15 protein-coding genes are annotated in these 25706 nt (G+C 60.3%); 7 read left to right on the top strand and 8 right to left on the bottom strand.

The window, feature by feature from the left end:
* Nucleotides 1–185: 185 nt before the first annotated feature.
* On the top strand, nucleotides 186–2141 hold the full coding sequence (gene acs, locus L904_RS21245) for an acetate--CoA ligase (RefSeq protein WP_035265228.1): 1956 nt from the start codon (nucleotides 186–188) through the stop codon (nucleotides 2139–2141).
* Between the two features lie 106 nt (nucleotides 2142–2247).
* Here acs and L904_RS21240 read toward each other — a convergent pair whose 3' ends face one another.
* From L904_RS21240 to L904_RS21215, 6 genes are all read right to left on the bottom strand, one after another.
* Complete coding sequence (locus L904_RS21240; protein WP_035265226.1) at nucleotides 2248–3255, bottom strand: TRAP transporter substrate-binding protein; 1008 nt, start codon at nucleotides 3253–3255, stop codon at nucleotides 2248–2250.
* Between the two features lie 39 nt (nucleotides 3256–3294).
* Entirely contained in the window at nucleotides 3295–4572 is a 1278-nt protein-coding gene (locus L904_RS21235) for a TRAP transporter large permease (protein WP_035265222.1), read from the bottom strand.
* A gap of 4 nt (nucleotides 4573–4576) precedes the next feature.
* Nucleotides 4577–5107, bottom strand: a complete 531-nt coding sequence (locus L904_RS21230; protein WP_003520303.1) for a TRAP transporter small permease — start codon at nucleotides 5105–5107, stop codon at nucleotides 4577–4579.
* Between the two features lie 21 nt (nucleotides 5108–5128).
* Complete coding sequence (locus L904_RS21225; protein ID WP_035265219.1) at nucleotides 5129–6289, bottom strand: fumarylacetoacetate hydrolase family protein; 1161 nt, start codon at nucleotides 6287–6289, stop codon at nucleotides 5129–5131.
* A gap of 201 nt (nucleotides 6290–6490) precedes the next feature.
* Complete coding sequence (locus L904_RS21220; protein ID WP_003520305.1) at nucleotides 6491–7207, bottom strand: FadR/GntR family transcriptional regulator; 717 nt, start codon at nucleotides 7205–7207, stop codon at nucleotides 6491–6493.
* 117 nt (nucleotides 7208–7324) lie between these two features.
* Nucleotides 7325–8770, bottom strand: coding sequence for an FAD-binding oxidoreductase (locus L904_RS21215; RefSeq protein ID WP_035265216.1), 1446 nt, complete (start codon nucleotides 8768–8770; stop codon nucleotides 7325–7327).
* 199 nt (nucleotides 8771–8969) lie between these two features.
* Between L904_RS21215 and denD the strand changes: the two genes are divergently transcribed.
* The 4 genes from denD to L904_RS21195 all read left to right on the top strand — a co-directional run bounded on the left by denD (nucleotide 8970) and on the right by L904_RS21195 (nucleotide 13736).
* A complete protein-coding gene (gene denD / locus L904_RS21210; protein ID WP_035265281.1) occupies nucleotides 8970–9956 on the top strand; it encodes a D-erythronate dehydrogenase in 987 nt (328 codons plus the stop codon).
* Complete coding sequence (locus L904_RS21205) at nucleotides 9953–10855, top strand: NAD(P)-dependent oxidoreductase (RefSeq protein ID WP_035265213.1); 903 nt, start codon at nucleotides 9953–9955, stop codon at nucleotides 10853–10855. The genes denD and L904_RS21205 overlap by 4 nt, the downstream gene beginning before the upstream one ends.
* Before the next feature lie 9 nt (nucleotides 10856–10864).
* Entirely contained in the window at nucleotides 10865–12649 is a 1785-nt protein-coding gene (locus L904_RS21200) for an IlvD/Edd family dehydratase (RefSeq protein ID WP_035265210.1), read from the top strand.
* 112 nt (nucleotides 12650–12761) lie between these two features.
* Nucleotides 12762–13736: a threonine/serine dehydratase gene (locus L904_RS21195; protein WP_035265208.1), complete on the top strand. Its 975-nt coding sequence runs from the start codon at nucleotides 12762–12764 to the stop codon at nucleotides 13734–13736.
* Nucleotides 13737–13744: 8 nt separating this feature from the next.
* On the opposite strand, the gene L904_RS21190 is transcribed toward L904_RS21195, so the two are convergent.
* A complete protein-coding gene (locus L904_RS21190; RefSeq protein WP_035265278.1) occupies nucleotides 13745–14848 on the bottom strand; it encodes an NAD(P)/FAD-dependent oxidoreductase in 1104 nt (367 codons plus the stop codon).
* Between the two features lie 229 nt (nucleotides 14849–15077).
* Between L904_RS21190 and L904_RS27290 the strand changes: the two genes are divergently transcribed.
* On the top strand, nucleotides 15078–15221 hold the full coding sequence (locus tag L904_RS27290; RefSeq protein WP_003505150.1) for a hypothetical protein: 144 nt from the start codon (nucleotides 15078–15080) through the stop codon (nucleotides 15219–15221).
* Nucleotides 15222–15297: 76 nt separating this feature from the next.
* Here the strand turns inward: L904_RS27290 and L904_RS21185 are convergent, their stop codons facing one another.
* Nucleotides 15298–16476: a M20 aminoacylase family protein gene (locus L904_RS21185; RefSeq protein ID WP_035265205.1), complete on the bottom strand. Its 1179-nt coding sequence runs from the start codon at nucleotides 16474–16476 to the stop codon at nucleotides 15298–15300.
* 575 nt (nucleotides 16477–17051) lie between these two features.
* Between L904_RS21185 and L904_RS21180 the strand changes: the two genes are divergently transcribed.
* A complete protein-coding gene (locus tag L904_RS21180) occupies nucleotides 17052–25547 on the top strand; it encodes a GH36-type glycosyl hydrolase domain-containing protein (protein WP_035265203.1) in 8496 nt (2831 codons plus the stop codon).
* Nucleotides 25548–25706: the final 159 nt, after the last annotated feature.

Raw genomic sequence — 25706 nt, 5'->3', positions numbered from 1 at the left:
TATCAACCACTAATTTCCGGGATATGGGGGCTCTATAGCTGCATTGCATCAGAATTGCAATTCTTTGCGAAACAAATGACCTTTGTCTAATTGCCGTGCGAATTTGAACTGCTATGAATTCAACACATGCCTGAGGTGGGAGTCTCGGGCCACGTTAAAAGCCATATCGGTTCCAGGAGGAGTTCATGTCTGCCAAAATCTACCCGGTTCTCAAATCGGCGAAGGCCCGCACGCTCATCGACAATGAGCGTTACCAGAAATGGTATCAGGAGAGCGTCGAGGATCCGGAAAAGTTCTGGGACAAGCACGGCCGGCGGATCGACTGGTTCAAGCCCTATACCAAGGTCAAGAACACGTCTTTCAAGGGCAGGGTGCCGATCAAGTGGTTCGAGGACGGCCTGACGAACGTTTCCTATAACTGTATCGACCGGCATCTGAAGACGCATGGAGAGCGCACGGCGATCATCTGGGAAGGCGACAATCCCTATATCGACAAGAAGATCACCTATAACCAGCTCTATGACTATGTCTGCCGTCTGGCGAATGTGCTGAAGAAGCACGGCGTCAAGAAGGGTGACCGCGTCACCATCTATATGCCGATGATACCCGAGGCGGCTTACGCGATGCTCGCCTGCGCCCGCATCGGCGCCATCCATTCCGTCGTGTTCGGCGGGTTCTCGCCGGAAGCGCTGGCGGGCCGCATCGTCGATTGCCAGTCTACCTTCGTGATCACCTGCGATGAGGGCGTGCGCGGCGGCAAGCCGATCCCGCTCAAGGAAAATACCGACAAGGCGATCGATATCGCCGCCAAACAATATGTCATCGTCAACAAGGTTCTGGTAGTGCGCCGCACCGGCGGCAAGACCGGCTGGGCGCCAGGCCGCGATATCTGGTACCATCAGGAAATCGCCACCGTGAAGCCGGATTGCCCGCCGGTGAAGATGCGTGCGGAAGACCCGCTATTCATCCTCTATACGTCCGGCTCCACCGGCAAGCCGAAGGGCGTGTTGCACACGACGGGCGGCTACCTCGTCTATACGTCGATGACGCATGAATATGTCTTCGACTACAAGGATGGTGAGGTTTTCTGGTGTACGGCCGATGTCGGCTGGGTCACGGGCCATTCCTATATCGTCTACGGGCCGCTTGCGAACTGCGCGACGACGCTGATGTTCGAAGGTGTTCCCAATTTCCCGGATCAGGGCCGCTTCTGGGAAGTCATCGACAAGCACAAGGTCAATATTTTCTACACCGCGCCGACGGCGCTCAGATCGCTGATGGGGGCCGGCGACCAGTTCGTCCAGCGCTCCTCGCGCGAGAGTCTGCGGCTTCTCGGCACGGTCGGCGAACCGATCAATCCGGAAGCCTGGGAGTGGTATTACCATGTGGTCGGCGAGGATAAGAGCCCGATCGTCGACACCTGGTGGCAGACGGAAACCGGAGGCATTCTCATTTCGCCGCTGCCGGGCGCGACCGATCTGAAACCCGGTTCGGCCACACGGCCGTTCTTCGGCGTGCAGCCGCAGCTTGTCGATGCCGAGGGCAATGTGCTGGAAGGACCCGCTGACGGCAATCTTTGCATCATCGATAGCTGGCCGGGCCAGTCGCGCTCCGTCTATGGCGATCATCAGCGCTTCATCGATACGTATTTCTCGACCTACAAGGGCAAGTACTTCACCGGCGACGGTTGCCGGCGTGACGAGGACGGCTATTACTGGATCACCGGCCGCGTCGATGACGTGCTGAACGTTTCCGGCCACCGCCTCGGCACGGCCGAGGTGGAGTCGGCGCTGGTGTCGCATCACCTCGTTTCGGAAGCGGCTGTGGTGGGCTACCCGCATGCCATCAAGGGCCAGGGCATTTATTGTTATGTCACGCTGATGGCGGGCCAGAATGGCGACTATGCGCTGCGCGAGGAGCTGGTAAAGCACGTGCGCAACGAGATCGGACCGGTTGCGACACCTGACAAGATCCAGTTCGCGCCGGGTCTGCCCAAGACCCGATCCGGCAAGATCATGCGGCGCATCCTGCGCAAGATCGCCGAGGACGACTTTGGTGCGCTGGGGGATACGTCGACGCTCGCCGATCCGGCGGTGGTCGAAGACCTCATCGCCAACCGGCAGAACCGCACCGCGTCCTGATCTTCTGGGAAGGCTGCTTCGGCAGCCTTTTTCCATCTGCGATTTTCACAAACAAAAACACCCGGAGGCGGAACCTCCGGGTGTTTTCAATTGTATCCGGTAAGGATTACTGGCCGCGGATCTTCTTCAGGTCCGCCAGAACGGCGTCGACGACGTCTGCGCCGATTTCAGCCTTGTGCTTTTCGTAGACGACCATCGACTTTTCGCGGATACGGGTCTGCTCTTCTGCAGACAGCGTGTTCACTTCGAGGCCGGCAGCCTTGATCTTCTCCAGCGACTTCTGGTTCAGGTCGCGGATGACCTTGCGCTCTTCGTCGCGGCCGACGACTGCGCATTCACGCAGGGCGGCCTGTTCTTCGGGCGTGTAGCTGTCGAAGATCGGCTTGGAGAAGAGGAAGAGGAACGGCGTGTAGGCGTGGTTCGTCTCGGTGATGTACTTCTGCACCTCGTAGAACTTGGAGGTGTCGATCGTCACATAGGGGTTTTCCTGCGCGTCGATCGCGTTGGTTTCCAGCGCCGAGAAGACTTCGCCGAAGGCCATCGGCGTTGCATTGGCGCCGAGGTTCTGGAAGGTGTCGAGGAAGATGTTGTTCTGCATCACGCGGACCTTGAGGCCCGAGAAGTCTTCCCACTTGTTCACGGCATGCTTGGAGTTCGACAGGTTGCGGAAGCCGTTTTCCCAGTAGGCCAGGTTTACGAGGCCCTGTTCTTCCAGCTTCTTGTTCATCATGTCGCCGAAGGCGCCGTCCATGACGGCATCGGCTTCCTTGGCGTTGGCGAAGAGGAATGGCAGGTCGAAGACGCCGAGCGACGGGATGAGACCGACGAGCGGCGACGAGGACGTCACGACCGCTTCCTGAACGCCGGAGCGCAGAGCCTGCGTCGCCTGAAGGTCACCGCCGAGAGCGCCGCCCCAGAATGCCGTCAGCTTCAGCTTGCCGCCGGACTTGTCGTCGAGGCAGGCCTGCATGGCCTTGATGCCGTCGCCGACCGGATGATCCTGGTTGATGCCGTTCGAAACGCGGATATTGCGGCTGTTGAACTCGGCCATTGCCGGAGCGGCGGCGCCAACTGCGAAAGCGATGGCCGTGGTGGTCAGAAGAAGCTTTCTCATAATATCCTCCCTTGGATTGTTTGCGAGAAGCAGGTTGAATTAACGAAGATACTGCAGCGGTACGAGGACGATGTCCGGGAAAATCACCAGCAGCGCCAGTACGATGGTTTCAGCAACGAGGAACGGCCAGACGCCGACCGTGACCTTGCCGAGCGGGATGCGGCCGACGCCGCTGACGACGTTCAGCACCACGCCAACCGGAGGGGTAATCAGGCCGATGGCGTTGTTGATGATGAAGAGAACGCCGAAGTAGACCGGGTCGATGCCCGCCTGTTTGACGATAGGCATCAGAACAGGCGTCAGGATCAGGATGGTCGGCGTCAGGTCGAGTGCGGTTCCGACAATGAAGACCAGCACCATCATCGCGGCCATCAGAAGCATCGGGCGGTCGATCAGCGGCTCGATATAGCCTGCGACTTCGTTCGGAATGTTCGCTGCCGTGATGAGCCATGCGGAGACGAGCGCCGCGCAAACCAGGAACATGATGATGGAAGTGCTCTTGGCGGCGCGCAGAAGCACGTGGAACAGATCGGCCGGTTTCAGTTCGCGGTAGATCACCATGCCGACGAAAAGCGCGTAAACAGCCGCAACGACGGCAGCTTCCGTCGGCGTCATGATGCCGGCCTTGATGCCGCCGAGAATGATGACAGGCATGCCGAGCGCCCAGCCGGCGCGAGCAGTGGCGGTCAGACGTTCCTTGGCGGAGGTCTTCGGCAGCGGCTTGACGTTATCCTTACGGACCACGATCAACCAGGCGATAATGAGCGATGCACCCATCAGAATGCCGGGAACGATACCCGCAAGGAAAAGCTGGGTGATCGAGACGTTGGCGGCAACACCGAAAACGATGAAGGCCATGGATGGCGGGATGACCGGCGCGATGATGCCGCCTGCGGCGATGAGACCGCCGGAGCGCGGAATATTGTAACCGGCCTTCGCCATCATCGGGATGAGGATTGCGGCAAGGGCTGCGGTATCGGCTGCGGCCGAACCGGAAATGCTGGCCATGATGATGGCTGCAACGATGGCCACGATGCCGAGACCGCCACGGATATGACCGACGAGTGCGATTGCAAAGTCGATGATGCGGCGAGACAGACCGCCGGAATTCATCAGTTCGCCAGCCAGAATGAAGAAGGGGATGGCGAGCAGCGTGAAGGTGTCCGCGCCCGAAATCATGTTCTGGGCGATGATGGCGGTGTTGAACATGCCCATGTACCACATGAGCACGACGCCGCAGAACATCAGCGAGAACGCGACGGGAACGCCAATCGCCATGGCTCCCAGCAGAGAGCCGACAAAAACGAGAAGTGTCATGGTATCAGCGCTCCGAAAGCTGTTCGATCGTCAGATTCTCGCCCGCGAACTGGGCGATTTCGTCTTCTGTCACGCCGCCCGTCAAGTAACGGTACAGGCGCTCCAGTGCGATGATGAACATCAGGCCTCCGGTGAACATGCCAACGCCATAGACCCAGATCATCGAAAGCTTGGTGACGGGCGCATGCATGCTGGCATTGATGCCGGACTGCTTCCAGGTGCCCCAGAAGAAGATGGCGGAACAGGCCAGAATGATGATGTTCGACACGATCATGCAGACGATGCGGGCGCGACGGGACAGGAACATCACGAGCGTTTCGATGCCCATGTGGCTGTTCTCACGGAAGGTCAACACGGCGCCGATGAAGGTCAGCCACACGAAGAAATAACGCGACAGTTCTTCCGAGACGTTGATGCCGGAGTTCATCGTATAACGCATGACGACGTTGACGAAGACCATGATCGACATGCCGGCGAGCAGCAGGACGAGAATGATTTCGAGAATCCGGTAAAACAGATTGATGGTCTTTTGCATTTTCCCCTCCCGAAGAAATATCTAGAGCAGCCCTCGTTTCGCCAGGTTGCGCATCAGGGCCGCGGTGCCGAATGTCCATTCCGGGCATTCGTCGGTCGTGGTGACCCAGTTGATCAGCTTACCGAGCTTGGGCGTGGAGATTTCGACACGGTCACCCTTTGAATGGGTGAAACCGAGGCCTGGGCCATGGCGATCCTTCACCGGCGCGAACATCGTGCCAAGGAAAAAGACGGCGCCGTCAGGATACTGATGGTTACGGTTCAAGAGCTGCGAAGCGAGGTTCTCCGGCGTGCGGCTGATCGCTTCCATGGGGCTGACGCCCGTCATGGTGAAACCGTCTTCGCCCTCGACCAGAAGCGATATCTGCGACTTCTTCACATCTTCAATGGTGAAGTTGCCGTCAAACAGGCGGATAAAGGGACCGATCGCGCAGGACGCATTGTTGTCCTTCGCCTTGCTGAGCAGCAGGGCGGAACGACCTTCGAAATCGCGCAGATTGACGTCGTTGCCGAGCGTTGCGCCAACAATGCGGCCGTCGGAAGCGATGGCCAGCACCACTTCCGGCTCCGGGTTGTTCCACTGCGATTTCGGGTGAACGCCGATCAGCGCGCCGCAGCCGACGGAAGCCATGGCCTGCGCCTTGGAGAATATCTCCGCATCCGGGCCGATGCCCACTTCCAGATATTGCGACCAGAGGCCCATTTCCTGCAGCAGTTTTTTCACTTCGGCAGCTTTTTCGGAGCCGGCCTCAAGTCCCTTGAGATTGTCGCCGAGAACCGGCGCCAGCCGTCCGCGAATTTCCTGCGCACGCAGCGGATCGCCCTTTGCCTGCTCCTCGATCACGCGTTCCAGCATGCTGTCGGCGAAGGTGACGCCGGCGGCCTTCACGGCCTGAATGTCGTTGGGGGCAAGGAGTTCGCCGGCGGAACCGTCCAGAAAAGCTTCCAGTGCGCCGAGTGCGACGAAAGTGCCGGTGTCGGCGAGCTGCTCTACTAGGTCGGTCTTCTCCAGAAGTTCGGACATGGTTGGGGAAATCGAAGTGAGGTCATAAAGCACGCCGCCCTTCAGCAGGACGGGGCAGGGGCCGCCTTCGCTTTTCGACCAGACGCGGCCGACGAGCAGCGCGTTTTCGAAATCTTCAGGCAAAATTGCGATAGCGTCGATGGACCTTGTACCGGTCATGTAGTCCTCCCCTTCAGCACCCGACAGGCCGCCTCCTGCGGTCTTATTGTCTGGATGTCTGACAACTTAATCCCATTCTTCTTAGTATGACTTTTGTTACGAGTCTAGCGGCCTCGCCGACAAAATTATCGTCTTTCGCGTCTCAATTCCCGGAAAGCCGTAAACCTGTCCTATAGCTTTACCGGCGTGCTCATTTGCTGCTCAGAAGATATCCAGTTCGAGATTGACCCGGCTGGCTGCGCCGATCAGGTGCTTGCGCATGGCGTTCTTGGCGGCAGTGGCATCGGCCTTCTCGACGGCTTCGTAGATTGCCACATGTTCGGCGATCGTCACCTCGAGAATTTCACCAAAAACCGCACGCGAAAAAGCAATGTTGATGGCGGAGCTGATGCGTTCCGCGATGAAGCCGAGGAACATCAGGAAATATTCGTTCTCAGTCGCTTCCGCCAGAATGCGGTGGAAGTCGAGATCGGCGGCAACGCCTTCCGTCGACCAGTCATCGGCGGTTTTCATCTTTTCCAAAGCTGCCGCCAGCCGCGTCAGCTGCTGCGGGCTGCGGTGCAGTGCAGCCAGCCCCGCCGCCTCTATTTCCAGCGGCATGCGAAGCTGGAAAAGATCGCGGAAATTTTCCGGATCGTTCAGCCGCGACCGCTCGATGCGGATGGACAGTCTTTGCCGGGGATCGGTGACGAATGCGCCCACACCCTGCCGGGTTTCGACAAAGCCTTCGTTGCGCAATTGTGCAATCGCTTCGCGGATGACCGAACGGCTGACCCCGAAGGTTTTTGCCAGAACATGTTCGGTCGGCAGCCTGTCACCCGGTCCGAGCTTCGAATCATTGATTTCGCGCGCAATCTCCGCGGCGATACGGCCGGGCAGATGGTCGTTGCGATGTATCTGATTGAACTCCAGCGTCATGGTTGCTCCCGTTCCACAGAAACGATTGGTTCGTTTTCCCGCGGCAGGCGACTTCCTCCTTCGCCGTCAGCGGGGTTTTCAAAGGCGGCGTTTTCAGCCGCCTTTGCCGTTCCTCGATTAGCTATCCGGTTGCAGGGTTATCTGGCAACCGGGATTCATCCGCAAATCAGGGTCGAAGGTGTTTTTCAGGCCGGTGATCATCCGGCGCTGTACGTCGGATAGCCGGCTTTCGAAATCGGAGCGTTTCAGGCGGCCGATGCCGTGCTCGGCGCTGATGCTGCCGACGTAACGGTCAAGGACCTCGTTAACGAGTGTCTTGGACTTGTAAATGAAGGTGTCGCGCTCTTCCGGCGTCGAACCGTTCGGCGGCAGCACGTTGAGGTGGACGTTGCCGTCCCCAACATGGCCATAGGAAACCGCGAGGCATTCCGGCAGTTTTTCCGCCAGTTCCGCCTCGGCTTCGGCCACGAAAGCGGCGAGTTTCGACAAAGGTACGGAAATGTCGGTACGCATATGCGCGCCGCGCAACGCCTGACCCTCGTTCATGCCTTCGCGGAACAGCCAGAGCGATTGCGCTTGTGCCCGTGAAGAAGCGATGACGCCGTCCAGCACCAGCCCGTCTTCCATCACGCCCTCTAGGAAGCGTCCCATAAGGTCGGCCGTGTCCACCAGACCGGAGCCTGAAATTTCCATCAGCACATAGGCCGGATAGTCGCCGGCAATCGGCATTTTCAGGTCGGGTATAGCTTCGATAGCCAGCGTGAAGGCGACAGGCGGCATGAATTCGAAGGCGGACATCAGGTCGCAGCATTCGCGACGGGCGCGGCGGTAAAGCTTGATGGCGTCATCAAGCGAATTGAGGCCGAGCAGCGCCGTCTCGACATGTTCGGGATTGGGGTAAAGCTTGACGGCAACGGCGGTGATGATGCCGAGCGTTCCTTCGGCGCCGATGAAGAGCTGCTTCAGATCGATGCCGCGATTGTCCTTGCGCAGCGTCGACAGGCCATTCCAGATGGTGCCGTCCGGCAATACGACTTCGAGACCCAGCACCAGTTCGCGGGTCATACCGTAGCGCAGGACATTGATGCCGCCGGCATTGGTGGAGACGTTGCCGCCGATGCGGCAGCTGCCCTGCGCGCCGAGCGACAGCGGGAAAAACATGCCTTTGTCCTGAACCGCATCCTTGAATTCCGAGAGAATGCAGCCGGCTTCCACGACGGCGGAAAAATCGTCGCTATCGATGGTGCGGATGGCGTTCATGCGCTCGAGGCTCAATACGACCTGATGTTTGGGGGCATCGGGAATGCCACCGAGCACCAGACCGGTGTTGCCGCCTTGGGGGATGATGGCAAGGCCAAGTTCCGCGCAGGCGCGAACGGTGTCGGAGACTTCCTTGGTCGACCGGGGGCGGATGACGGCCACGGCCGAGCTGGTGACATCGCCGTGCCAGTCGCGGCAATAGCGCAGCATGTCTTCCTGCGATGTCAGCAGCAAAGCCTCGCCGAGCCTGTTCTTCAACGAGAACCGCAATTCCTCGATATCGGTTTCGCTTACGATCGTCATTCCACCCTCTCCGTCCAATCCGCCCTAAGTTTCCGGACAGGGCTCTTTCGCCCTTGCTTTTGCCGGTTTGTGAAAAAATACTATTTTCAATCCGATCATATAAGGTTATCAGACAACCTTACAAGCTAATTTATCGGTCGATTGGCCGATGGTGTTTTTTCGGTCCCGGGAGAATGGCCGGGACAAAGAGGAGGAAGACATGCATATCGCAATCATCGGCGCCGCAGGCATGGTTGGCCGCAAGCTAACGCAGCGCCTCGTCAAGGATGGATCGCTTGGCGGCAAGCCAATCGACAAGTTCACGCTTATCGACGTGTTCCAGCCCGAAGCGCCCGCCGGTTTTTCCGGTAAGGTCGATGCGCGTGCCGCCGATCTCTCCGCGCCGGGTGAGGCCGAAAAGTTGGTTGAAGCCCGTCCCGATGCCATTTTTCACCTCGCTGCCATCGTCTCCGGTGAAGCCGAACTCGATTTCGACAAGGGCTACCGCATCAATCTCGACGGTACGCGTTATCTTTTCGATGCCATCCGCATTGCCAATGGCAAGGATGGTTACAAGCCGCGCGTGGTCTTCACCTCGTCTATCGCCGTTTTCGGTGCGCCGCTTCCCTACCCGATCCCGGACGAGTTCCACACCACGCCGCTGACCAGCTACGGTACGCAAAAGGCGATCTGCGAATTGCTGCTGTCCGACTACAGCCGTCGCGGTTTCTTTGACGGCATCGGTATTCGCCTGCCGACCATCTGCATTCGTCCCGGCAAACCGAATGCGGCCGCTTCCGGCTTCTTCTCCAATATTCTGCGGGAGCCGCTGGTCGGGCAGGAAGCGGTTCTGCCGGTTCCGGAAAGCATTCGCCACTGGCACGCCTCGCCACGTTCCGCCGTCGGCTTCCTCATCCATGGCGCAACGATTGACGTCGAAAAGGTCGGCCCGCGCCGCAACCTGTCGATGCCGGGCCTCAGCGCCACCGTCGGCGAGCAGATCGAGGCGCTGCGCAAGGTGGCGGGCGAAAAGGCCGTCGCCCTCATCCGCCGCGAGCCGAACGAGATGATCATGCGCATGTGCGAAGGCTGGGCCCCCGGTTTCGAAGCCAAGCGCGCCCGCGAACTGGGCTTTACGGCTGAAAGCTCCTTCGAAGAAATCATTCAGGTTCATATCGAGGACGAACTGGGAGGTTCACTGAAATGAGTGTCGACGGGGAGGAGAAGAAGCGGTCCGTTGCCTTTATCGGCATGGGCCTGATGGGCGGGCCGATGGCCCGGCGCCTGCTGGGTGCCGGCTTTTCGGTCACCGTCTGGAACCGTAGCGTCGATAAGGCCGAGGCGCTTGTTGCCGATGGCGCGGTCGTCGCGGCATCGCCGGCGGAGGCCGCCAAGGGTGCCGATATCGTCATCACCATGCTGAGCGACGGCAAGGCCGTGGGAGAAGTGCTGTTTGAGGCCGGCGTGGCCGAAGCGCTGAAAAAGGGCGCGGTCGTCATCGACAGCAGTTCGATTGCGCCGCCGATTGCGCGGGAACATTCCTCCCGGCTTGAGGCGCTTGGCATTCATCATGTCGACGCGCCGGTTTCCGGCGGTGTGCCGGGCGCGACGGCCGGTACGCTCGCCATCATGGCCGGTGGGGACGAGACGCTGATTTCGGGTCTTGCCGATGTTTTCGCGCCGATGGGCCGGCTTACCTATGTCGGTCCCTCGGGTGCGGGCCAGCTCTGCAAGCTTGCCAATCAGCAGATTGTCGCCATCACCATCGGCGCGGTTGCCGAGGCGATGATGCTGGTGGAAGCGGGCGGTGCATCCCGTGAAGGGTTCCGCAACGCCATACGCGGCGGTTTTGCCGAAAGCCGAATCCTGGAACTGCATGGCGACCGCATGGTGAAGCGCAATTTCGTGCCGGGCGGTCCCTCCAAGTTCCAGCTCAAGGACCTGAATGGCGTGCTGGCGACGGCGAAGGATCTGTCTCTCAACCTGCCGCTTACCCAGCAGGTGACGCGGGAATTTGACGATTTCGTCGGTGACGGCGGTGCCGATATCGACCATAGCGGCATCCTGCTTTACCTCGAAAAACTGAACAACCGGGAACAGGGCTGAGGCAGGCTTATGAGCGACGACAAGAGACCGATGCGCCGCCTGCGGTCGCAGGACTGGTTCGACAATCCCGACCATCTCGACATGACGGCGCTCTATCTGGAGCGCTTCATGAATTACGGCGTGACGCCGGAAGAGCTTCGCTCCGGCAAGCCGGTCATCGGCATCGCCCAGAGCGGCAGCGACCTGACGCCTTGTAACCGCGTCCATGTGGAACTGGTCAAGCGGGTGCGGGACGGCATCCGCGATGCGGGCGGCATTCCCATCGAGTTTCCGACCCATCCAATGTTCGAAAACTGCAAGCGCCCGACGGCTGCGCTCGACCGTAATCTCGCCTATCTCAGCCTTGTGGAAGTGCTTTACGGTTATCCGCTCGACGGTGTCGTTCTGACCACGGGCTGCGACAAGACCACGCCTTCGGCGTTGATGGCGGCAAGCACGGTGGATATTCCGGCCATCGTCTTGTCCGGTGGGCCGATGCTCGACGGCTATCATGACGGCGATCTGGTCGGTTCCGGCACGGTCATCTGGCGCATGCGCCGTAAATACGGTGCCGGCGAAATCACCCGCGAGGAATTCTTGCAGGCGGCGCTCGAATCCGCACCTTCCGTCGGCCATTGCAACACCATGGGCACAGCATCGACCATGAACGCCATGGCGGAGGCGCTCGGCATGTCGCTCACCGGCTGCGGTGCGATCCCTGCCGCTTACCGCGAACGCGGCCAGATGGCCTATCGCACTGGCCGCCGCGCCGTCGAGCTGGTTGTCGAGAACATCAAGCCCTCCGACATCATGACGCGCGAGGCGTTTTTGAACGCGATCCGCGTTAATTCCGCAATCGGCGGTTCCACCAATGCCCAGCCTCACCTGGCAGCGATGGCGAAACATGCGGGCGTCGAGCTTCGCGAGGAAGACTGGCAGGTCCACGGTTACGACATTCCGCTTATCGCCAATGTCCAGCCTGCCGGCAAATGGCTGGGTGAGAAATATCACCGCGCCGGCGGCACGCCCGCCATCATGTGGGAGCTTCTGCAGGCCGGCAAGCTCGACGGAAGCTGTCCGACCGTAACCGGCAAGACCATGGCGGAAAATCTGGAAGGGCGGGAATCGACCGACCGCGACGTGATCCTGCCTTACGATAAGCCGTTGAAGGAACGGGCGGGTTTCCTCGTCCTCAAGGGCAATCTGTTCGATTTCGCCATCATGAAGACGAGCGTGATCTCGGCGGAATTCCGCCAGCGTTATCTGAGCGAGCCGGGCCGCGAGGGGATTTTCGAGGGCAAATGCGTGGTGTTTGATGGTTCGGAAGACTATCACGCCCGTATCAACGATCCGTCCCTCGATATCGATGAGCGCACCATTCTCGTTATTCGCGGTGCGGGGCCGCTCGGCTGGCCGGGTTCGGCTGAGGTCGTCAACATGCAGCCGCCGGATGCGCTGTTGAAGAAGGGCATCACCAGCCTGCCGACGATCGGCGACGGCCGGCAGTCGGGAACGGCAGACAGCCCCTCCATCCTCAACGCCTCGCCGGAAAGTGCGGCCGGCGGTGGGCTGGCATGGCTCCGTACGGGGGATGTGATCCGCATCGATTTCAATGAGGGCGAGTGCAATGCGCTGGTGCCGGATGAGGAGCTCGCCACCCGCAAAGCCGATGGCATTCCCGCCGTTCCTGCGGATGCGACGCCTTGGCAGCGCATCTATCGTCAATCAGTGACCCAGCTTTCGGATGGCGCGGTTCTGGAAGGGGCCGCGGATTTCCGCCGGATCGCCGAGAAGATGCCCCGGCACAATCATTGATCACATACGATAAAATCCCCGACCACGTCCGGGGATTTTTCTTTTCCGGTCGGTTTCGCAATTGATTGCGACCTCTTAATGTACCCGCAAATCCGCATCACAGGGGCACGACATGACAGATATTTCGATGATAGAAGCCGCGCGTGGGCGCATCGGCAACCATGCGGTTCGCACGCCGCTTCTCTCATCGCCTTTTCTGGACGAGATTGCTGGGCGGAAGCTGTTCGTAAAGGCCGAATGCCTCCAGAGAACGGGTTCCTTCAAGTTTCGTGGCGGCTGGTCGGCCGTCTCCGGCCTTCCGGCGGAGGTGCGCGCCAAGGGCGTGATCGCCTTTTCCTCCGGCAACCATGCGCAGGGCGTGGCGCTTGCCGCCCGCCTGCACAATGTTCCCGCCGTCATCATCATGCCGTCGGATGCGCCGAAGATCAAAATCGACAATACCCGCGCTTATGGCGCAGAGGTCGTGCTCTATGACCGGGCAAACGAGGACCGTGACGCCATCGGCGACCGCCTGTCGCGCGAGCGCGGGCTGACGCTGATCAAGCCATTCGACGAACCGCTGGTCATTGCCGGGCAGGGCACGGTGGGGCTGGAGATTGCCGAACAGGGCGCGGAGCTTGGCGTCGGTGCGGCCGAGGTTCTGGTGCCGTGCGGCGGCGGCGGTCTCACCTCCGGCATTTCGCTCGCGCTCGCCGCAAAGGCTCCAAATTACAAAGTCAGGACTGCCGAGCCCGAAAATTTCGATGACGTGGCGCGCTCGCTCGCCTCGGGCAAGATAGAGCGTAATGCTTCGACATCCGGTTCCGTCTGCGATGCGATCATCACGCCGCAACCCGGCAACATTACCTTCCCGATCATGGCGGGGCTTTGCGGGAGAGGCGTTGCCGTGACCGAGGAGGAAGCGTTGCGGGCTATGGTTCTCGCCTTCAACCGGCTGAAGATCGTTGTCGAACCCGGTGGTGCGGTGGCGCTGGCGGCGGCTCTCTTCCACGGCGATGAACTGGAAAGCGAAACGGTGATCGCAGTCGCTTCCGGCGGCAATGTCGATCCGGAGATCATGGCCGGCGCCCTGTCCCGTTTCGGCTGAGGTTAAGGTTAGGCGTCTAGCCGTGCGGCGACCTCATCGGCGATAGCCAGCGAGGCGGTGAGGCCGGGGCTTTCTATGCCGAAAAGATTGACGAGGCCGGCAACGCCGTGGGTTTCCGGCCCATCGGTGCGGAAGTCCATGGCCGGTTCGTCCGGGCCGGAAATCTTCGGCCGGATTCCGGAATAGGCCGGGATCAGCCCGTCATCGGGAAGGCTTGGCCAATAGCGCCGTATCGCATCGCCAAACCCCTCCATGCGGCGGGGATCGACCGCATAGTCGATGGTGTCCACCCACTCCACATCCGGCCCGAAACGGGCCTGGCCGGCGAGATCGAGCGTGAGATGCACGCCGAGGCCATGGGTGTGCGGTGCGGGGTAGATCAGCCGTGAAAAGGGCGACTTGCCGGCCAGCGAAAAATAGCTGCCCTTGGCGAAACGCGCCTGTGGGATTCCATCCTCCGGCAATCCTTCGATCTTTCTCGCCACCATGGGTGCAACAAGCCCGGCGGAGTTGATGAGCAGCCGACATGTCAGGCTGGTGGGTTCCGCTCCGCCGACATGAACGCGGAAACCATTGCCCATCGCCTCTGCCTTTTCGAAGGGTGCGTTCAGGGCAAGGGCCGCGCCATGATCCTGCGCGTCTCCAAGCAGCGCCAGCATATAGCCGTGGCTATCGATGATACCGGTCGAGGGCGATATCAGGGCTGCGACGCAGGCGAGCGCGGGTTCGAGCAGGCGCGCCTGTCGCTCGTCGATCAGCTCAAGGTCGTTGCAGCCATTGGCTTTGCCTTTCTCGTACAGCGTGGCGAGCATGGCCGTTTCTTCATCGCGCGTGGCGACGATGAGCTTGCCGCAGCGGCGATGTGCCACGCCATGGCTTTGGCAGAAGGCGTAGAGCCGCTCCTTGCCCTCCACGCAAAGTCGGGCCTTGAGGCTTCCGGCCGGATAATAGAGCCCGGCGTGGATGACTTCGCTGTTGCGGGAGGAGGTGGCAGAGCCGAATTCCTTCCCGCTTTCGAGGATGATGACGGAGAGGTCACGCATCGCCAGTTCACGCGCTGTCGCGAGCCCTATCACCCCGGCTCCGATGATGATGGCGTCGATATCCGTCATGGTCTTTTCCGTGCCCGCCACCGGTTTTGAACGGAAATGCCCTCCACCGCGTTGATCCTGCGCAATGGGTAGATTGATGCTTGCCGGTGGGCAAGTCGCAATCGGTATTTTTCCCGATGCGCCAATCTTATGGAATTTTATCTCTACTGAAACAGTGGGGAATAAAGCTATTCTATAAGTGAAATAAGCAATGCCCGCTTTGAAGGGCCGAGCAGGAAGGGAGTGTACAATGTCTTATTCCAAGGCAGGAAAAGTAAAAGACTTTGTCTCGCAGCCCCAGTCGCCGCGCAACTGGAAAGATTCGGTCCATGCGGCTCTTGTCGGCGTCTGCGTGGCTTTTGTCGCTGCCGTCATTTTCGGTCTCGTTCCCTGATCCTCCCGATTTTCTCGTCAGGTAATTTGAGAATAAAAGGCCGGTCGCTCCTCCGACCGGCCTTTTTCATGCCCATTCAGGCCTTCAGGTAATCTTCCGCCAGATCGACCCAGAAAGCGGTTCCGATCGGCAGGATATCGTCGTTGAAATCGAATTTCGGATGGTGCAGCGGCGGGTCATTCTCCGTGCGCGCGGTGCCGAGGAAGAAATAACAGCCGGGCCGTTTCTCCAGCATATAGGCGAAGTCTTCCGCACCCATCGACGGGCGCTGCATCTCGACCACCTTTTCAGGTCCGGCAAAACGCCGGGCGAGATCGGCGACATAATCCGTTTCCGCCTTGTGGTTGACGGTTGCATTATAACCGCGCTCGTAATCGATGGTGACGCTCATGCCGTAGCTGGCCGCCTGGCCTTCGGCTATCGCCCGGATGCGCTTTTCCAGCTCGTCGCGCACGCCCGGATCGAAGGAGCGGATGGTCAGCAGCATTTCCGCCGTTTCGGGAATGACGTTGCTGGCAGCACCGGCATGGAACGCGCCAACCGTGACGACCGCCGATAATTGCGGATGGATGTTGCGGGAGACCACGGTCTGCAGCGCCATGATGATGCTTGCGCCGGCAACGATGGGATCGGCCGCATCCTGCGGTTCGGCGCCGTGGCCGCCATATCCGTTGACCGTGATTTTGCACTCATCGACGGCGGCAAGGATCGGCCCGTCGCGTAGCACGAATTGCCCGAAGGGCACGCCGGGGTCGTTATGAAGGGCAAAAACCGCATCGCAGGGAAAACGCTCGAACAGGCCGTCCTCGATCATGATGCGGGCGCCGCCGAAATTCTCTTCCGCCGGCTGGAAGATCAGATGCAGGGTTCCGTCGAAATTTTTGCGCTCGGCAATGATCTTTGCCGCACCAAGCAGCATGGCGGTGTGGCCGTCATGACCGCAGGCATGCATCACGCCCTGATTGGCGCTCGCATAATCCGCCCCGGTTTCCTCATGGATCGGCAGGGCGTCGATATCGGCGCGGATGCCGAGCGTGCGGGTGCTGTCGCCATTGCTGAGCGTGGCGACGACACCGGTTCCGGCCAGGCCCCGCGTAACCTCATAGCCCATTGCCTCCAACTGTTCGGCGATAAAATCCGACGTCTTGAACTCCGAAAGGCCGATTTCGGGATTGCGGTGCAGGTGGCGGCGAATGGCCACTACATCCGGCATATGGTTGGCAAAGGATGCGAGATTTGCGGTCTGTCTGGTCATTTTTAAAGTCCCGGGTTCGGCCGTTTTTTCCGGCGCCTTTTGTAAATGACATAGCAGCATATGCAGCCATGCGTAAGGGGCGTAGCCTGCCCGGAAATGCCCCGAAATTCAGCGCTTGCATCGTGCCGCGACAGGTGGCATGGAACTATTGACGTCCTGGGGCATTAGCTTCTTTCGGATGTAGCGCGGGCCTCTCGGTTCGTGTTGCCCTTCAGGTTGTCAACGGGGGATTATCGGACGTTGCGCGAACAATTTTCGCCATCGGGGAGGGTGCGAAATCCGGTCGGAACGGCATTGCCGGGCCGAACGACGCCATTTTCTTCCCGTCATCGAAAACGCTCTGTCCGCGCCGATCTCCAACTTCGCAGATATTCCGGAATAATGACGCTGCAGCATGACGCGCCTGCGGATATTCTGCACTTGACGATCCGTTCCGCACAGCGTCCGGTCCGGTTCACCGAAGGTTCAGGATAAGTCATAAATATAGCGTGGCCCGATTTTCGTGTGTGTTCCCGCCACGGACGAAATGCCGGTCAAGTCGAACAGGTTTCCATAAAGTTCAGAATACGAGCCCGATGTCATTTCATATTACCCCGACCGCCGCCGCCCGTGATTCCGAGACGAAGCAGATCGATCACAACGATTCGATCCGCGCGTCCTATATGACGGTGGAGGAACTGCATGATGCGGGCGCCGCGCTTTCGCGCGATGGCGCCGACAGCCTTCCCGGCTTCATGGAGTTCGATTTCTTCGAGCGTCATCGCGAGAACGAGAAGGAAATCCTCAGGGTCTATCGCACGACGGCCGTCGATGCGGAAAATGGCGCGACGATAACGCCGGCGGCGGAATGGCTGCTCGACAATCACTACGTTATCGAAGAGGCGATCCAGGAAGTCCGCCGCGATTTTCCGCGCAAGTTCTATCGCCAGCTGCCGACGATGACGGTGGGCGGCGTGACGATCCCGCGGGTCATGGCGCTCGGCTGGCTTTATGTCGCCCATACCCACAGCACGGTTTCGCGCGAGAACATGACGGCGCTGGTGGATGGCTACCAGACGTCGAAGACGCTGCAGATCGGCGAATTGTGGGCTTTGCCGTCGATCATCCGTTTCGTTCTCATCGAAAATCTTCGCCGTATCTCCATCCGCGTGGAGCGTTCGCGCCGCATGCGCCAGAAGGCGAATGAGGTCGTCGATGAAATCATCCGTCTGAACGATGCGGAAGCCTCGGCAGCGCTTCTCAAGCAGGTCGATTCGCTGGTCGACGACCCGACTTTTGCGACGCAGTTCCTTTATCGTCTGAGAAACGGTTCGCAGACCTCCGGTTTTGCCGTTGCCTGGCTAGAAGAGCGTCTTCACGCTGCCGGCACCGATGCCGAAAACGTCATGATGTCGGAACATAATCGCCTGGCATCCGGCAATGTGACGATGGGCAACATCGTCAAGAGCCTGCGCGAAATCGACGATACCGAATGGTCGGTGTGGTTCGAGGAAGTCAGCCATATCGACAAGGTTCTGCGCGAAGAGACCGACTACGAGGTTCTCGATTTCGGTTCGCGCAACACCTACCGCAACACGATCGAACTTCTGGCGCGCCGTTCTCCCAAGACCGAAGTCGAGGTTGCGCGCGCCGCTGTCGAAATGGCGCGTTCGGAGACGCCGGCCGGTGCGGATGAAACCCATCGCGTCAATGTCGGCTCCGTGCTTGTCGGCCAGCGCCGCTTCGAGCTTGAAAAGGCTTTGGGTTACCGGCCGCTGGTGTCGCAGCGCATCGTGCGCTCGATGCGCAAGTTCAACTGGCTGGCAATCGCCGCGCCGGTGCTGCTGATCACTGCGCTCGCCATGCTTGCTGTCGGCTGGTTCCTGGCGCAGGCCGGCATGCCCTGGTATGTCGTGACCGCGTTTCTGCTGATGTTCGCATTGCCGGCATCCGAAGGCGCGACTGGCCTCTTCAACACCCTCGTCACCTTCTTCGTGAAACCGTTCCGGCTGGTCGGATACGAGTTCAAGAACGGCATTCCGCAGGATGCCCGCACATTGGTCGCCGTGCCCTGCATGTTGACCAGCCGCGACAGCGTCGACGAGATGATGCGCAATATCGAGGTGCATTATCTCGCCAATCCGCATGGCGAGATCTACTTCTCGCTGGTCAGCGACTGGCGTGATGCGCAGTATGAACAGTCCGACGACGACCTCGAGATTCTCGACTATGCCAAGCGCGAACTTGCGGCGCTGAACAGCCGTTATGCCTTTGATGGCAAGACGCGCTTTTACCTGCTGCACCGTCGCCGCATCTACAATTCGGCCGAAGGCTGCTGGATGGGCTGGGAGCGCAAGCGCGGCAAGCTGCATGAGCTGAACATGCTGCTGCGCGGCGACAAGGATACGACCTTCCTCGGCGGCGCGAACGTCGTGCCGGCCGATGTCAAATATGTCATGACGCTGGATGCCGATACGCGTTTGATGCGCGATGCGGTGACCAAGCTCGTCGGCAAGATGCACCACCCGATCAACCGTCCGGTCATCGATCCGGTATCCGGACGGGTTGTCGAAGGCTATGGCCTGTTGCAGCCGCGCGTAACACCCTCGCTAACGACCGGCAAGGACGCTTCCGTCTTCCAGCGGGTCTTCTCGATCAACCGTGGTATCGATCCTTACGTCTTTACTGTTTCCGACGTCTATCAGGATCTGACCTCCGAAGGCACCTTCACCGGTAAGGGTCTTTACGATGTGGATGCCTTCGAGGCGGCGCTGAAGGGCCGTATCGAGGAAAACTCCATTCTCAGCCACGATCTGCTTGAGGGCTCCTTTGCGCGCTGTGCGCTGGTGACCGATGTGGAGCTGGTGGAAGACTTCCCGACCCGCTATGAGGTGGAAGTGTCGCGCCAGCATCGCTGGGCGCGTGGCGACTGGCAGCTTCTGCCCTTTATCCTCGATCGTGCCCGTGGCGTTACCGCCATCGGCCGCTGGAAGATGGTCGACAATCTGCGTCGCTCGCTGACGCCGATCGCCTGGTTCTTCGCCTCGATCCTTGGCTGGTATTTCATGGATCCGCTCGGTGCGTTGATCTGGCAGATCCTGCTGATCTTCTCGCTGTTCGTCGCGCCCACGCTTTCCCTGCTGTCCGGTCTCGTGCCGCGCTCCACCGATATCGTGCCGCAGGCGCATTTCCATACCATCTGGTCGGAAATCCGCGCCACCAATGCGCAGGTTGCGCTGCGCATCGTCTTCATCGCCGATGCCGCCTGCATGATGACGGATGCGATTGCCCGTTCGCTTTACCGCCTGCTCGTCAGCCACAAGCTGATGCTGGAATGGCGTACCGCCGCCAGCATGCAGTCGAGCGCGCAGGGCAGCATCATCGATTATTACCGCCAGATGTGGCATGCGCCCGTGGTGGCGATGCTTGGCCTGCTGTTTGCGGCGCTGCCGGGCGACAACGCTTTCCTGATCGGCATTCCCTTCACGCTGCTCTGGGTTCTGTCCCCCGCCGTTGCCTGGTATGTCAGCCAGTCGGCTGAAACCGAAGACCGGCTGTTCGTTTCGGAACACGTCTCCTTCGAGCTTCGCAAGATCGCACGCCGCACCTGGCGTTATTACGAGGCCTTCGTGACGCCGCAGGAAAACCACCTGCCGCCGGATAACTTCCAGGAAACGCCGGAGCCGATCGTTGCTTCGCGTACTTCGCCCACCAATATCGGCGTCTATCTGCTTTCCATCATTTCGGCGCGCCAGTTCGGCTGGATCAGCTTTGCCGATACGCTGGAGCGGATCGAGAACACGATCCAGACCGTCGAGAAGATGGAGAAGCATCGCGGCCATCTCTACAACTGGTATCATACCGACACCTTGCAGACGCTTGGCCCCCGCTATGTTTCGGCGGTGGACAGCGGCAATCTCGCCGGTCACCTGATCGCGGTTTCGTCCGCCTGCCGTGATTGGGCAGAAGCGCCATCCGCGCATCTTCAGGGCAATCTTGACGGTATTGGCGATGTTGCCGGCATTCTGCGTGAAACGCTGAAGGCGCTGCCCGACGACCGCAAGAACCTGCGTCCGCTGCATCGTCGCCTTGAAGAGCGCATCATCGGCTTCTCGAACGCTCTGGCCTCCGTCAAGCGCGAGCATGAATTTGCTTCCATCCGTGTCATCAATCTCGCGGTTCTTGCGCGCGACATCCAGAAACTCGCCACCAATGTCGATCACGAGGTGAAGTCCGCGCAGAGCGCGGAAGTGACGCGCTGGGCGCAATTGCTCGTCGATTGCTGCGAGGCGCATATTTCCGACAGCGCCATCGACCTCACCAACATGGAGCCGCTGCGCCAGCGCCTCGCATCGCTGCGCGACCGCAGCCGCAACCTCGCCTTCTCGATGGATTTCACCTTCCTTTATCGCAAGGATCGCCGTCTTCTGTCGATCGGCTATCGCGTCGAAAGCAAGGAGCTGGACGAGGCCTGCTACGACCTTCTGGCTTCCGAATGCCGCCTGACCAGCCTGTTCGCCATCGCCAAGGGCGATCTGCCGACCGAACACTGGTACCGTCTCGGCCGCCAGGTCGTGCCGATTGGCGCGCAGGGTGCGCTGGTCTCCTGGTCCGGCTCGATGTTCGAATATCTGATGCCGCCGCTTGTCATGCAGGAGCGTCAGGGCGGCATTCTCAACCAGACCAACAATCTGATCGTCAAGGAACAGATGAACCACGGCCGTCGCCTCGGCACGCCATGGGGCATTTCCGAAGCGGCGTTCAACGCCCGCGATCACAACATGAACTATCAGTACACCAACTTCGGTGTGCCGACCCTTGGCCTCAAGCGTGGCCTTGGCCAGAATGCGGTGATCGCGCCTTATGCATCGATCCTCGCCAGCCAGTATGATCCCGATGGTGCGCTTGAGAACCTCGACAAGCTGCGCAAGCTTGGCGCTCTCGGCCAGTACGGTTTCCATGATGCGGTGGATTTCACGCCGACACGTGTGCCGGATGGCAAGGTCTGCGCGGTGGTCTACAACTATTATGCCCACCATCACGGTATGTCGATTGCGGCCGTCGCCAACGTCGCTTTCGACGGCGTGCTGCGCGAACTCTTCCATTCCGATCCTGTGATCGAGGCGGCCGAACTGCTGCTGCAGGAAAAGGCACCGCGTGAAGTGCCGGTCATGAGCGCCAAATACGAGCCGGAAACTCCCGGCAAAGAACAGGCTGATCTGTTGCGTGCGGAAGTGCGTTCCATTGCCGATCCGGCGGTGCGCGACCGCGAAGTGGTGTTCCTGTCGAATGGCCACTACTCGACCATGCTCACCTCGACGGGTGCCGGCTATTCGAAGTGGAACGGCCAGGCGATTTCCCGCTGGAAGGCCGACCCGACCGAAGATCGCTGGGGAACCTTCATCTTCCTGCGCGACACCACCAATGGACAATGGTGGAGCGCAACGGCCGAGCCGCGCGTTATCGAAGGTGAAAAGACCAAGACGATCTTCACCGATGACAAGGCCGAGTTCCACAAGACCACCGGCGATCTGCAGAGCGTGGTCGAATGTATCGTCGCCACCGAGCACGATGCCGAAGGCCGCCGCGTCACCCTGCTCAATGTCGGTTCCGAGGATCGCTATATCGAAGTGACCTCCTATATGGAGCCGGTCATTGCGTCGGAGGATGACGACAACGCCCATCCGCTGTTCTCGCGCATGTTCGTGCAGACGGAGATCGGCCGCCGCGGCGACGTTATCCGCGCCTGGCGCAACCGCCGCAGCCCGAATGAGCCGGGCACCGTCATCGCGCATCTTGCCGCCGACAATGCCGGCCCGTCGCGCCCGACGGAATTCGAGACGGATCGCGCCAAGTTCATCGGTCGCGGACGTTCGCTGCGCGAAGCGGCGGCTTTCGATGCCGGTGCGACGCTTTCCAGCACCGATGGCTTCACGCTTGATCCGATCCTGTCGCTACGCCGCACCGTGCGCGTGCCGGCGGGCAAGAAGGTGAGCGTGATCTTCTGGACGATCGCCGCGCCGAGCCGCGAGGAAGTCGACAAGGCAATCGACCGTTATCGTCATCCGGATGCCTTCGCGCATGAACTCGTGCATGCCTGGACGCGTACGCAGGTACAGATGCGCCATGTCGGCGTCACCTCGCAGCAGGCGGCGGCCTTCCAGCATCTCGGCCGTTATCTGACCTATCCCGACATGCATCTGCGGGCGGATTCGGAAACCCTTAAAACGGGTCTCGCTTCGCAGCGCGCTTTGTGGCCGCTTGCGATTTCGGGCGATTTCCCGATCTTCAGCCTGCGCATCAACGACGATATGGACATGGATATCGCCCGTGAGGCGCTCAGCGCCCATGAATATCTGCGCTCGCGCGGCGTGATCTTCGATCTCGTCATCGTCAACGAACGGGCCGCGTCCTATGCACAGGACATGCAGCATGCGCTGGATCATATTTCCGAGGCGCAGCGCCGCATCAATCCCGCCGATGGCGGACGTCCGCACGTCTTCTCGGTGCGCCGCGACCTGATGGATGAAGAGACGTGGAGCGCGCTTCTTGCCGCTTCCCGCGTCGTTCTCCATGTGCGCAACGGCAAGATCGTCGACCAGATCAACCGCGCGGTATCGCTGTTTGCGGCCCATCGCGGTCCTGACGGCACGAGCGATGCTGCACAGGCCCGTCTGCCTGTGCCGGTCTTCCCTGTTGCGGAGCCGGTGGAGGATGCGGGCGATCTCGATTTCTGGAACGGTTTCGGCGGTTTTGCCAGAAGCGGTCAGGAATATGTCGTGCGCCTCAATGGCGGGCAGTCCACGCCACATCCGTGGATCAACGTCATCTCGAACGAGAATTTCGGCTTCCATATTTCGGCCGAAGGCGCCGGTTTCAGCTGGAGCCGCAATTCGCGCGACTATCAGCTGACACCCTGGAGCAACGATCCGGTCATCAACCGGCCGGGTGAGGCCTTCTATGTGGCCGATGTGGAGACAGGAAAGCTCTATACGCCATGTGCCGCGCTGTCGCGCGATCCCGAAGCCATGTTCGAAACCCGCCATGGTCTCGGTTACTCCGTGCTGACGGGCGTGGCCGATACGCTGGAGGTGGAGCTGACGCAGACCGTAGACCGTGAAAAACCGGTCAAGTTCTCGCAGGTCATCGTTCGCAACAAGGGTTCGAAAAGCCGCCGCCTGAAGGTCTATGCCTATGTGGAATGGGTGCTCGGCAATAACGGCCAGAAATCCGCGCCGTTCATTCTGAGCAGGCACGATGCCGGCAACAACGCGATCTTCGCGTCGAACCCCTACAGCATCGACTATAGCGCCCGCACCGCTTTCCTGACGCTCGACAGCGAGGCGAGCGGGTTTACCACCAGCCGCCGGGAATTCATCGGCCGCTTCGGGTCGGCACAGGCGCCGCAGGGCATCGTGTCCGGCGCCGCACTCAGCGGCAGCACCGAGGTCGACGGCGATCCCTGTGCCGCACTGATGCAGGAAATCCACCTGAAGCCCGGCGAAGAGCGGCACATGACCTTCATTCTCGGCGATGCCGACAATGCGGAAGAGGCCGAAGCGCTGGTGAAAGATGTTCGCCAGACGGACTTCCAGACGGTGCTGGATGAGAGCAAGGCGTTCTGGACGGGCTTTACCGGGCAGTTGCAGGTTTCCACGCCGGATGCCGGCTTCAACCACATGGTCAATAACTGGCTGCCCTATCAGGCGCTTGCCTGCCGCATTCTGGCGCGCACGGCCTTTTATCAGTCGAGCGGTGCCTTCGGTTTCCGCGACCAGCTTCAGGATACGCTGGCCTTCCTGCTCTACCAGCCGGATCTCGCCCGCAAGCAGATTCTGCGCGCGGCAGGCCGCCAGTTCCCTGAAGGCGATGTGCAGCACTGGTGGCTGCCGCTGACAGGCGCCGGTGTGCGCACCACCATTTCGGACGATGTGGTTTGGCTTGCTTATGCGATCAACCAATATGTCTCGGCCACGGGTGATGCCGCCATCCTCGATGAGAGCATTCCCTTCCTGAAAGGTCCGGCATTGATGCCTGGCCAGCATGATGCTTTCTTCCAGCCGGAGACGAGCGACAGGTCCGCCACGCTTTACGAACATGCGGCGCTGGCGCTCGATCTCGCCATCCATCGCACCGGCGAAAACGGTCTGCCGCTGATCCTCGGCGGTGACTGGAACGACGGCATGAACCGTGTCGGCGTTGGCGGCAAGGGCACCAGCGTCTGGCTCGGCTGGTTTCTGGCCGGGGCCCTGCGTGATTTCATCGGGATCGCCGAGAAGCGTGGCGATACTGGTCGTGTCGGCAAATGGACGGCGCATCGGGAAAAGCTGCGCAATGTTCTCGAAACGGCGGGTTGGGACGGCAGCTATTATCGGCGTGGTTATTTCGATGACGGCACGCCGCTCGGTTCCGCCGAAAGCGAGGAATGCCGGATCGATTCGCTTGGCCAGAGCTGGAGCGTTCTCTCCGGCGAAGGTGAAGAGGCTCGGTCGCGGCAGGCAATGGATGCCGTCATGGAGCATCTGGTCGATGAGCAGACCGGTATTATCCGGCTGTTCACGCCGCCCTTCTCGCGTGCGCCGCATGATCCGGGCTACATCAAGGGATATCCGCCGGGTGTGCGCGAAAACGGCGGACAATATACCCATGCGGCAACCTGGGTGGTTCTCGCTCTTGCGAAGCAAGGTAGGGCGCAGGAGGCATGGAACTGCTTCAAGCTGCTCAATCCCGTCAATCATGCGCTCGATGCGGCAGCGTCGGAAACCTATCGGGTCGAACCCTATGTGGTGACTGCGGATGTCTACGGTGAAGGCGCTTATGCGGGCCGTGGCGGCTGGAGCTGGTACACGGGTTCCGCCGGCTGGCTCTACCGCGCCGCTGTCGAGGGTATTCTCGGCATCACCCGCACCGACGGCAAGCTGCATATTTCGCCGTCGCTGCCGGAGGACTGGAGCGGTTTCTCGGTGAAGATCACGCTCGACGGCAAGGCCAGGGACATCGTCGTAAGCCGTAAGGCCGACACGGCGGAAGTCTCCGTTTCCGTCGATGGCAAGGCCCTATCGGCAGATGACCGGGTGATCCCCTTCGACTGAGACGATCAGGTCTCCGTTCGCCTTTAAACTCAGGCTCCCGTGGTAACGCGGGGGCCTGAATTTTTGTGGGCTACCCTGGCCTCTGACTCAGTTAATGGGTCGGATCATGGCACGGAACCGGGCTCCTTCGCAGCGTCGGCTGGAAGCTCCCGCAGCACC

This window comes from Agrobacterium sp. LY4 (assembly GCF_001526585.1).
GTDB lineage: Bacteria > Pseudomonadota > Alphaproteobacteria > Rhizobiales > Rhizobiaceae > Agrobacterium > Agrobacterium leguminum.
Note: the sequence above shows the minus strand (reverse complement) of the source record. Positions and strands in the feature narration are given on the sequence as shown.

Excerpts from the sequence above, each read along its gene's own strand:
- acs (WP_035265228.1), top strand. The coding sequence starts at position 186 with ATGTCTGCCAAAATCTACCCGGTTCTCAAATCGGCGAAGGCCCGCACG.
- L904_RS21240 (WP_035265226.1), bottom strand. The coding sequence starts at position 3,255 with ATGAGAAAGCTTCTTCTGACCACCACGGCCATCGCTTTCGCAGTTGGC.
- L904_RS21235 (WP_035265222.1), bottom strand. The coding sequence starts at position 4,572 with ATGACACTTCTCGTTTTTGTCGGCTCTCTGCTGGGAGCCATGGCGATT.
- L904_RS21230 (WP_003520303.1), bottom strand. The coding sequence starts at position 5,107 with ATGCAAAAGACCATCAATCTGTTTTACCGGATTCTCGAAATCATTCTC.
- L904_RS21225 (WP_035265219.1), bottom strand. The coding sequence starts at position 6,289 with ATGACCGGTACAAGGTCCATCGACGCTATCGCAATTTTGCCTGAAGAT.
- L904_RS21220 (WP_003520305.1), bottom strand. The coding sequence starts at position 7,207 with ATGACGCTGGAGTTCAATCAGATACATCGCAACGACCATCTGCCCGGC.
- L904_RS21215 (WP_035265216.1), bottom strand. The coding sequence starts at position 8,770 with ATGACGATCGTAAGCGAAACCGATATCGAGGAATTGCGGTTCTCGTTG.
- denD (WP_035265281.1), top strand. The coding sequence starts at position 8,970 with ATGCATATCGCAATCATCGGCGCCGCAGGCATGGTTGGCCGCAAGCTA.
- L904_RS21205 (WP_035265213.1), top strand. The coding sequence starts at position 9,953 with ATGAGTGTCGACGGGGAGGAGAAGAAGCGGTCCGTTGCCTTTATCGGC.
- L904_RS21200 (WP_035265210.1), top strand. The coding sequence starts at position 10,865 with ATGAGCGACGACAAGAGACCGATGCGCCGCCTGCGGTCGCAGGACTGG.
- L904_RS21195 (WP_035265208.1), top strand. The coding sequence starts at position 12,762 with ATGACAGATATTTCGATGATAGAAGCCGCGCGTGGGCGCATCGGCAAC.
- L904_RS21190 (WP_035265278.1), bottom strand. The coding sequence starts at position 14,848 with ATGACGGATATCGACGCCATCATCATCGGAGCCGGGGTGATAGGGCTC.
- L904_RS27290 (WP_003505150.1), top strand. The coding sequence starts at position 15,078 with ATGTCTTATTCCAAGGCAGGAAAAGTAAAAGACTTTGTCTCGCAGCCC.
- L904_RS21185 (WP_035265205.1), bottom strand. The coding sequence starts at position 16,476 with ATGACCAGACAGACCGCAAATCTCGCATCCTTTGCCAACCATATGCCG.
- L904_RS21180 (WP_035265203.1), top strand. The coding sequence starts at position 17,052 with ATGTCATTTCATATTACCCCGACCGCCGCCGCCCGTGATTCCGAGACG.